The sequence below is a fragment of the Achromobacter sp. ACRQX genome (genome assembly GCF_022346505.1).
Classification (GTDB): Bacteria; Pseudomonadota; Gammaproteobacteria; order Burkholderiales; family Burkholderiaceae_B; genus Achromobacter; species Achromobacter animicus.
Map to the genome: position 1 here is coordinate 139,328 of NZ_JAKRML010000012.1, position 7,857 is coordinate 147,184.

A 7,857-nucleotide genomic window follows, 5' to 3' on the forward strand; every position below is an offset into this window, starting at 1 on the left:
GCGGGGCGATTTACGGGCGGTTAATGCAATAATGCGCACGTGCTGAAAATACCCTACGAACTATGGATCGGCGCCCGCTATGCGGGGCTTGCCCGGATCCGCCAGCGACGCGGCCGCCGCGATCGCTTCATCTCCTTCATTGCCGCCAGTTCCATGGCGGGCATCGCGCTGGGCGTTGCCGCCCTGATCGTGGTGCTGTCCGTGATGAACGGGTTCCAGAAAGAAGTGCGCGACCGCATGTTGTCGGTGCTGCCGCACATCGAACTCTATCTTCCCGGCGCATCCCCCGAACGGGTGCTTGAGCAGTGGCAGCAGTTCGCCACCGCCGCCGAGCGCAATCCCGAAGTCAAGGCCGGCGCGCCCTTCGTGGCGGCGCAGGGCATGCTGGTCCGGGGGCAGGCGTTGCGCGGCGTGCAGGTGCGGGGCATCGACCCTGCCACCGAGGGCAACGTGTCGGACCTGCCGCGCCAGATGGTGTCGGGCAAGCTGACCGACCTGAAACCCGGCGGCTTCGGCGTCGTGCTGGGCAACGAGCTGGCCGACGGCATGGGCGTCAAGGTCGGCGACACGCTGCTGATGATGGCGCCGCAGGGCTCGATCAGCCCGGCCGGGTTTGCCCCGCGCATGCGCCAGTTCACCGTGGTGGGCGTGTTCTCGTCGGGCCACTACGAATACGATTCTTCGCTGGCGTTCGTGGACAACGAAGATGCGGCGCGCGTCTTCCGCGAAAGCGGCACCGCCGGCGTGCGTCTGCGCATTGCCGACATGCAGAAAGCCCCCGAAGTGGCGGCCGAACTGCGCAACGTCCTGCCGCCGTACGTCATGGCCAGCGACTGGTCGCGCAACAACCGCACGTGGTTCGCCGCGGTGCAGACCGAAAAGCGCATGATGTTCCTGATCCTGGCGCTGATCGTGGCCGTGGCGGCGTTCAATCTGCTGTCCTCGCTGGTCATGGCCGTCAAGGACAAGCAATCCGACATCGCCATCCTGCGCACGCTGGGCGCGGGTCCCGGCGAAGTGGCCCGCATCTTCCTGGTGCAAGGCGCGCTGATCGGCGTGATCGGCACCTTGCTGGGCGTGGCCGGCGGCATTGCCATTGCGTACAACGTGGACGTGATCGTGCCGTTCATCGAACGCATGCTGGGCGTGCATTTCCTGCCGCGCGAAATCTACTTCATCAGCGCGCTGCCGTCCGATCCTCAGGTGGGCGACATCGTCACCATCGGCGTCACCTCGCTGGTGCTGTCGCTGCTGGCGACCTTGTATCCGAGCTGGCGCGCCTCGCGCCTGCAACCCGCACAGGTGCTGCGCCATGATTGATACCCCGACGCAGAAACCGCAGGCCGGCACGACGCCGGCGCTGCAGGCCGAAAACATCGTCAAGGTCTACGACGAAGGCCCCGCCCGGATCGAAGTGCTCAGCAATGTCAGCCTGTCCGTCGCGCGCGGCGAGATGGTCGCCATCGTGGGCGCGTCGGGGTCCGGCAAAAGCACCTTGCTGCACATTCTGGGGCTGCTCGACGTCCCGACCAGCGGCTCGGTATCGGTTGACGGCCAGGTGGGCATCGGGCTGTCCGAGTCCAAGAAAAGCGCGGTGCGCAACCGCAGCCTGGGCTTCGTCTACCAGTTCCACCACCTGCTGGCCGAGTTTTCGGCGCTGGACAATGTGGCGATGCCGCTGATCGTGCGCCGCGAGAACCGCGACAAGGCCCGCGAGGCGGCACGAGAAGTGCTCGGATTGGTCGGCCTTTCCGCCCGGGAAGGGCACTTTCCCGGCCAGTTGTCCGGCGGCGAACGGCAGCGCGTGGCGCTGGCGCGCGCGCTGGTGACTCGGCCGGTGTGCGTACTGGCGGACGAGCCCACGGGCAACCTGGACCGGCACACTGCCCACAACATGTTCGAACTGCTGACGCGGGTGAACCAGGAGTCGGGCACGGCATTTGCGATCGTCACCCACGATCCCGAGCTTGCCGCCCGCGCCGACCGTCAGTTGCTGATGGAAAACGGCCGCCTGGTGTCAGGCTAGCCCGGTCCGCAGCGAAAGCCGTCAGCGCGGGTCCGCGCGACGGCCGCGGGGCGGATAATCCGCATAAGGAGGACACGCCCATGCTCATCGACACCCATTGCCATCTGGACGCCGCTGAATTCGATGCCGATCGCACCGAGGTCGCGGACCACGCCGCCCATGCGGACGTCCAGGCCATCGTGATCCCTGCCATCGAACGCGCCAATTTCGCGGTCGTACGCGACCTGGCCGCCAGCATCGCCGGCGGCGCGTATGCGCTGGGCATCCACCCGCTGTACGTCGCGCGCGCCGACGACGGCGATCTGGACGTGCTTCGACAGACCATCAAGGAATCCCTGGGCGATCCGCGCTTTGTCGCCATCGGCGAAATCGGGCTGGACTTCTTCGTGCCGGAGATCGCGTCCGGCCCGCCGCGCGAACGTCAGGAACGGTTCTATGCCGCGCAATTGGACATGGCCGTCGAGTTTGGCCTGCCCGTGCTGCTGCACGTGCGTAAATCCCAGGACATCCTGCTGAAGTACCTGCGCCGCCATCCGCGCATCGGCGGCATCGCGCACGCGTTCAATGGCAGCGCGCAGCAGGCGCAGGCCTTCATCGACCATGGCTTTGCGCTGGGAATGGGCGGCGCGATGACGTTCGAGCGAGCGCTGCAGATTCGCCGTCACGCGGTGGACGTGGGGCTGGAGCATCTGGTGCTGGAGACCGACGCACCGGACATTCCGCCCGCCTGGCTGCATGAACCCGACCGGCGCAATCGTCCCGGCGAACTGGCGCGCATTGCGCAGGTGCTGGCGGAACTGCGCGGCATCACGCCGGCGCAGGTGGCGCACGCCACGACGGCGAACGCGATGCGGGTGTTGCCGAGGTTGCCGGCAGCGATACTGGCCGACGCGGATTGACCAGTCGGAATTCGTGGCATGGAGTTCGGGTTATGGGAACACCGTCATCACGTCCTGATGCGGCACGCCGTTCGTGGCGTCACCCCGCAGCAGGGCGCGCCGCGGTAGCCGATAGCAGCGGCAGGTCCATGCGCACGCTCAAGCCATGCGGGGCGACGTTGCGCGCCGATATCGATCCCTTGTGCGCGGAGATCGCGGCCTGGGCGATGGAAAGACCCAGTCCCGCGCCGCCGCCCGGTGTGCTGGCGGCACCGGCGGAGCCCGCGCGATAGAACGGTTCGAAAAGCGACGCCAGCTCCTGCGTAGCGACCCCCGGGCCGCGGTCTTCGATCTCCAGGCTGGCTTCGCTGGCGCTGGTCAGAAGGCGCACGCGGATGACGCTGTGCGGGGGCGCAAAACGCAGGGCGTTGCGCAGCACGTTCTCGATGGCGCTGGCCAGGCTGGCGCGGTCGCCGGCGATGAGGATCGGTGCGGGCGTGTCCCAATCGATCTGCAGATGCCGCCCCTCGGCCTCATAGCGCGCATCGTCCACGACGCCGGCCACCACGTCCGACAGATTCAGCGGATCCGTCGGCACGGGCAACGCACCCACGCGGGCAAGCCGCAGCGTGTTGCCCACTAGAGCGTCCAGCCGCTCGCATTCGCGTTCGATGCGGTCAAGCTGCAGATCCCGGCGTTCGTCGTTGCGCCGCGCCAGTTCGGAAGCCAGGCGCAGGCGCGCAAGCGGTGACCGGAGTTCATGCGCCACGTTGTGCAGCAGTTGTTCGCGCGTATCGACCAGCGCTTTCAGGCGCACGGCCATCGCGTCGAAGTCGCGAGCCAGCAGGCCAAGTTCGTCCTGGCGCGTGGCGAGCTTCGGCGGTGTTTGTGTATCCAGTTGCCCAGCCGCCAAGGCGTGCGTGGTCTCGCGCAGTTGCGCCAACGGCGCGGTGATGTGGCGCGTCAATGCCCAGCAGAAGGGCGCCGTCACCGCCAGCGCGAACAGCAGCAGCGCCAGCGCAACGGGTGACAGCGCCAGCACCTCCCAGCGCGACGAGTCGAACGGCAGGAACAGCATCAGCAGTTCCGAGCCGTCCGGCAGGACCAGGATCTGCGGCTCCCACCACGACACGCGTTCACCTGCGGGATCCGCCGGCACATAGTCGGACTGCGGCGACCGGTCAGGCGCGGCGCGGTACGCCACCAGCCAGTCATACAGACGCGTGGGCAGGCGCCGGCCCAGGATGTCCTGGTCCTGCGGGTCCATGACATAGATCTTCAGCGCCGAGTAGTTGTCGTCCATGGCGCGGACCCAACGTTCCAGGCCTTCCGCGCCCTGCGTGCGCGCGACCTGCGCGGCGTCGCGCGTGAGGTTGCCGGGATTCAGGCCATCCAGCGAATTGAAGCGGTACCAGGCCACCGACGCCGTCAGCACCATGCCGCAGACCAGGATGACCGCCATGGCGCCCCAGAACGTCAGGAACGCGCGCCAGAAGAGCGAACGGGCGGGCAGCAACGTCATCACGCAGCGCCCGCCAGCACGTAGCCCAAGCCGCGCAGATTGCGGATGGACAGCGTGTCGGCGTGTTGATCCAGGCGCAGCTTCTTGCGCAGGCTGCTGATGTGCGTGTCGATGCTGCGGTCGTAGCGGTCCGGGGCGCGGCCCAGCGCGTACAGGCCGATCTGGTCGCGCGCGATCACCTGGCCGGGCGTGCGCATCAGGATTTCCAGGATGCGCTGTTCGGCGCCGGTCAGCATCACTTCGTCGGCGCCCATGCGCGCGCGGCCGGTGGCCGGGTCCAGCGACAGGGCGCCCAGGCTCAGCGACGGACTGGCAGGGACGGGCGTTTCTTCAAAGCGGCGCAGCACGGCCGTGACGCGGGCCTTGAGTTCACGTGGGCTGAAGGGCTTGGCCAGGTAATCGTCGGCGCCGAACTCCAGACCCAGCACGCGGTCGGTCTCGCCGCCGTGCGCGGTGAACATGATGACCGGGCGGCGCGAGCGCTGGCGATAGTGCTTGAGCAGATCCAGCCCGTTGCCGTCGGGCAGCATCAGATCAAGCAGAACCAGGTCGAAATCGTCCTGCGCCAGCAAGGACAAGCCTTGCGAGCCGGTATGCGCCAGCGTCAGCTGGCATTGATGGGGTTCCAGGTATTCGCGCAGCATCTGCGCCAGCTCGACGTCGTCGTCGATCAGCAGGATGCGGCGCGCCACCGCTGAATGAGTGAAAGGCATGCGTGTTGGGCGTCGAGCATCCGGCAGTTTGGCCGAACGCTGCGCGCCGGAGTGTCAAGAAGTGCAAAGAAGATAAAAGTTGCGGAAAGCGTGTTGCGGCGTGCTGCAAGCCCCAATTCTAATATGAGAATGGTTTTCATTAATAAGTGGGAGCCGGGTAGTGCGGCGCGTGGGGCGCAGTGCAAACCGGGGATGGGAGAAGTTGGAATCATGAGCAGGAAAGATCTGGCCGCCGGCCAGCGCATCGCCGCGTCGCGCACGCAACTGGCCGCCGCCTTGTGCGCCGCGGGTTTCGGCCTGGGGCCGTCCGCCGTCTGGGCGCAGGCCGCGGACGCCACCACGACGATGGACACGGTGGTCGTGACGGCCAGCGGTTTCGAGCAACGCATTCAGGATGCGCCGGCCTCGATCAGCGTCATCACGCGTGAGGATCTGGACAAGAAGTTCTACCGCGACTTGAACGACGCGCTGGTGGAAGTGCCGGGTGTCATCGTCACGGGCGGTGGCGATCGCCAGGACATCAGCCTGCGCGGCATGGGGCCGAAGTACACGCTGATCCTGATCGACGGCAAGCGCCAGAGCTCGCGCGAAACCCGCACCAACTCGGACTCGACGGGCGTGGAGGGTGGCTGGACGCCGCCGCTGTCGGCCATCGAGCGCATTGAAGTGGTGCGCGGCCCGATGTCATCGTTGTACGGGTCCGACGCCATGGGCGGGGTGATCAACATCATCACGCGCAAGGTGCCTGACGAATGGCACGGCGAGATCCGCATGGATACGACGATCCAGGAGAGCAGCAAGTCGGGCGACATCTACCAGGGCAACTTCTACCTGGCCGGCCCGATCAAGAACGACCTGCTGGGCCTGCAGATCTACGGCCAGGCCACGCAGCGCGACGAAGACGACATCTACAACGGCTACCGCAAGCGCAACGCCGAAAGCGTGACTGCCAAGCTGGCGCTCACGCCCAACCGCGATCACGACATCGTGCTGGAAGCGACCACGATGCGCCAGAAGTTCCAGGACACCCTGGGCAAGACGGTCGAGCCGCTGCCGCCTGGCACGGCATGCCCGCGCACGGGCTGCCCGGCGTCGTCCGAAACCGATTACCGCAGCAGCAAGTGGGCGTTGTCGCACACCGGCCGCTGGGGCTGGGGCGTGTCCGACAGCTACGTGCAGCAGGAAGAGTTCGACAACCGCTCTCGCCAGATGAAGATCAAGAATCTGGACCTGCAGACGAGCTGGTCGCTGCCGCTGGGATCGCACATGCTGACGCTGGGCGGCAGCTATTTGAACCAGCGCCTGCATGACCAGAACGGCAACCAGTTGGAGGGCGGTCCCAACAAGGTGGAACGGTATCAATGGGCCTTGTTCGCCGAGGACGAATGGCGCCTGACCGAAAGCTTTGCCGTCACGACGGGCCTGCGCATGGACGAGGACGAGAATTTCGGCAGCCACTTCAGCCCGCGCCTCTACGGCGTGTGGCACATGGCCGAACGCTGGACCCTGAAAGGCGGCGTGTCCACCGGTTTCCGCGCGCCGGACCTGCGCCAGACCGTGGCCGGCTGGGGCCAGACCAGCCGCGGCGGCAACATGTACGGCAACCCGGACCTGACGCCCGAAAAGTCGGTGACCCAGGAAATCGGCCTGCTGTATGACGACGGCGAAGGCATGAGCGCCGGCGTCACGCTGTTCAACAACGACTTCAAGGACAAGATCACCCGCGTGGCTTGCCCCTTGACGCAGTGCACGGACGGTCCCAACCAATTCGGTTCGGATCCCACCACGTACATGAACGTGGACAAGGCCGTGTCGCGCGGCGTGGAAGCCAGCCTGAAGCTGCCGCTGGCCGCCGACTGGTCGATGACCAGCAGCTATACGTTCACGAAGTCCGAGCAGAAGTCCGGCCAGTACAAGGGCGAGCCGCTGAACCAGTTGCCCAAGCATCTGTTCACGACCACGGTCAATTGGCAGCCGTCCGACGCGCTGCAGGCGTGGGCGCGCGTGAACTTCCGCGGCCGCGAAAGCCAGCCCACCACGGGCCCGTCGTCGGACGCGCTGGTCGCGCCGTCCTACACGTTCGTGGACCTGGGCGGTTCGTACGCCGTCAACAAGACCGTGTCGGTGTATGCCGGCATCTACAACCTGTTCGACAAGCAAGTCGCCTACGACGACTTCGGCTACGTCGAAGACGGCCGCCGTTACTGGCTGGGCGTCGGCGTGAAGTTCTGAATTATGACGGGGCGCCGTTGGCGTCCAACACAGAGAGGTTTGCATGAACAATGGAAAACAGGCGGGCGCCGCCCGCCGCTGGGCAACCCGGGCCGGCGTGGCGCTGGCACTGAGCGCCGCGGCCGCCGTGAGCGCCGCGCAGTCCACCACGCCGGTCAAGCACGCACGCGGCGAAACCGCGGTGCCGGCCAATCCGTCCAAGACGATCGTGCTGGATCTGGCCGTGCTGGACACGCTGCACACGCTCGGCGTGGACCCCATCGGCGTGCCCAGCGCCGCCAAGCTGCCGCCGCAGCTCAGCCAGTTCGCGGACAAGCGGTATCTGAAGGCGGGCACGATGTTCGAGCCCAACTACGAAGTCATCCACGCCGCTGCGCCACAAGTCATCTTCGTGGCCGGCCGCTCCGCGCCCAAGTACGACGAGCTGTCCAAGATCGCACCGACCGTGGACCTGACGGTCGACGCCAAGGATCTGGTCGGCAGCGT

6 protein-coding genes and 1 pseudogene are annotated in these 7,857 nt (G+C 66.6%); 5 read left to right on the forward strand and 2 right to left on the reverse strand.

Annotation, left to right across the window (positions count from 1 at the left end):
- The first annotated feature begins 39 nt into the window (after positions 1 to 39).
- The 3 genes from MHZ91_RS13640 (at position 40) to MHZ91_RS13650 (ending at position 2,925) form a co-directional block, all read left to right on the forward strand.
- On the forward strand, positions 40 to 1,320 hold the full coding sequence (locus tag MHZ91_RS13640; RefSeq protein ID WP_056318935.1) for a lipoprotein-releasing ABC transporter permease subunit: 1,281 nt from the start codon (positions 40 to 42) through the stop codon (positions 1,318 to 1,320).
- Positions 1,313 to 2,026, forward strand: a complete 714-nt coding sequence (locus tag MHZ91_RS13645) for an ABC transporter ATP-binding protein (protein WP_056562341.1) — start codon at positions 1,313 to 1,315, stop codon at positions 2,024 to 2,026. The genes MHZ91_RS13640 and MHZ91_RS13645 overlap by 8 nt, the downstream gene beginning before the upstream one ends.
- A gap of 80 nt (positions 2,027 to 2,106) precedes the next feature.
- The gene (locus MHZ91_RS13650; RefSeq protein WP_175123379.1) at positions 2,107 to 2,925 is read left to right on the forward strand and encodes a TatD family hydrolase; all 819 of its coding nucleotides are present in this window, start codon (positions 2,107 to 2,109) and stop codon (positions 2,923 to 2,925) included.
- 79 nt (positions 2,926 to 3,004) lie between these two features.
- On the opposite strand, the gene MHZ91_RS13655 is transcribed toward MHZ91_RS13650, so the two are convergent.
- Positions 3,005 to 4,426 carry an ATP-binding protein gene (locus MHZ91_RS13655; RefSeq protein ID WP_239214066.1) on the reverse strand — a complete coding sequence of 474 codons (1,422 nt, stop codon included), beginning with the start codon at positions 4,424 to 4,426 and terminating at the stop codon, positions 3,005 to 3,007.
- Positions 4,426 to 5,139, reverse strand: a complete 714-nt coding sequence (locus MHZ91_RS13660) for a response regulator transcription factor (RefSeq protein WP_175138330.1) — start codon at positions 5,137 to 5,139, stop codon at positions 4,426 to 4,428. The genes MHZ91_RS13655 and MHZ91_RS13660 overlap by 1 nt, the downstream gene beginning before the upstream one ends.
- A 210-nt stretch (positions 5,140 to 5,349) precedes the next feature.
- Between MHZ91_RS13660 and MHZ91_RS13665 the strand changes: the two genes are divergently transcribed.
- Both MHZ91_RS13665 and MHZ91_RS13670 read left to right on the forward strand, forming a co-directional pair.
- Positions 5,350 to 7,371, forward strand: a complete 2,022-nt coding sequence (locus MHZ91_RS13665; RefSeq protein ID WP_239214067.1) for a ligand-gated channel protein — start codon at positions 5,350 to 5,352, stop codon at positions 7,369 to 7,371.
- Between the two features lie 43 nt (positions 7,372 to 7,414).
- A pseudogene (locus MHZ91_RS13670) lies at positions 7,415 to 7,857 on the forward strand (iron ABC transporter substrate-binding protein); the annotation flags it as partial.

What these genes read in the sequence shown, in the direction of transcription:
- MHZ91_RS13645 (WP_056562341.1), top strand. Translation starts at nt 1,313, where the DNA reads ATGATTGATACCCCGACGCAGAAACCGCAGGCCGGCACGACGCCGGCG.
- MHZ91_RS13650 (WP_175123379.1), top strand. Translation starts at nt 2,107, where the DNA reads ATGCTCATCGACACCCATTGCCATCTGGACGCCGCTGAATTCGATGCC.
- MHZ91_RS13655 (WP_239214066.1), bottom strand. Translation starts at nt 4,426, where the DNA reads ATGACGTTGCTGCCCGCCCGTTCGCTCTTCTGGCGCGCGTTCCTGACG.
- MHZ91_RS13660 (WP_175138330.1), bottom strand. Translation starts at nt 5,139, where the DNA reads ATGCCTTTCACTCATTCAGCGGTGGCGCGCCGCATCCTGCTGATCGAC.
- MHZ91_RS13665 (WP_239214067.1), top strand. Translation starts at nt 5,350, where the DNA reads ATGAGCAGGAAAGATCTGGCCGCCGGCCAGCGCATCGCCGCGTCGCGC.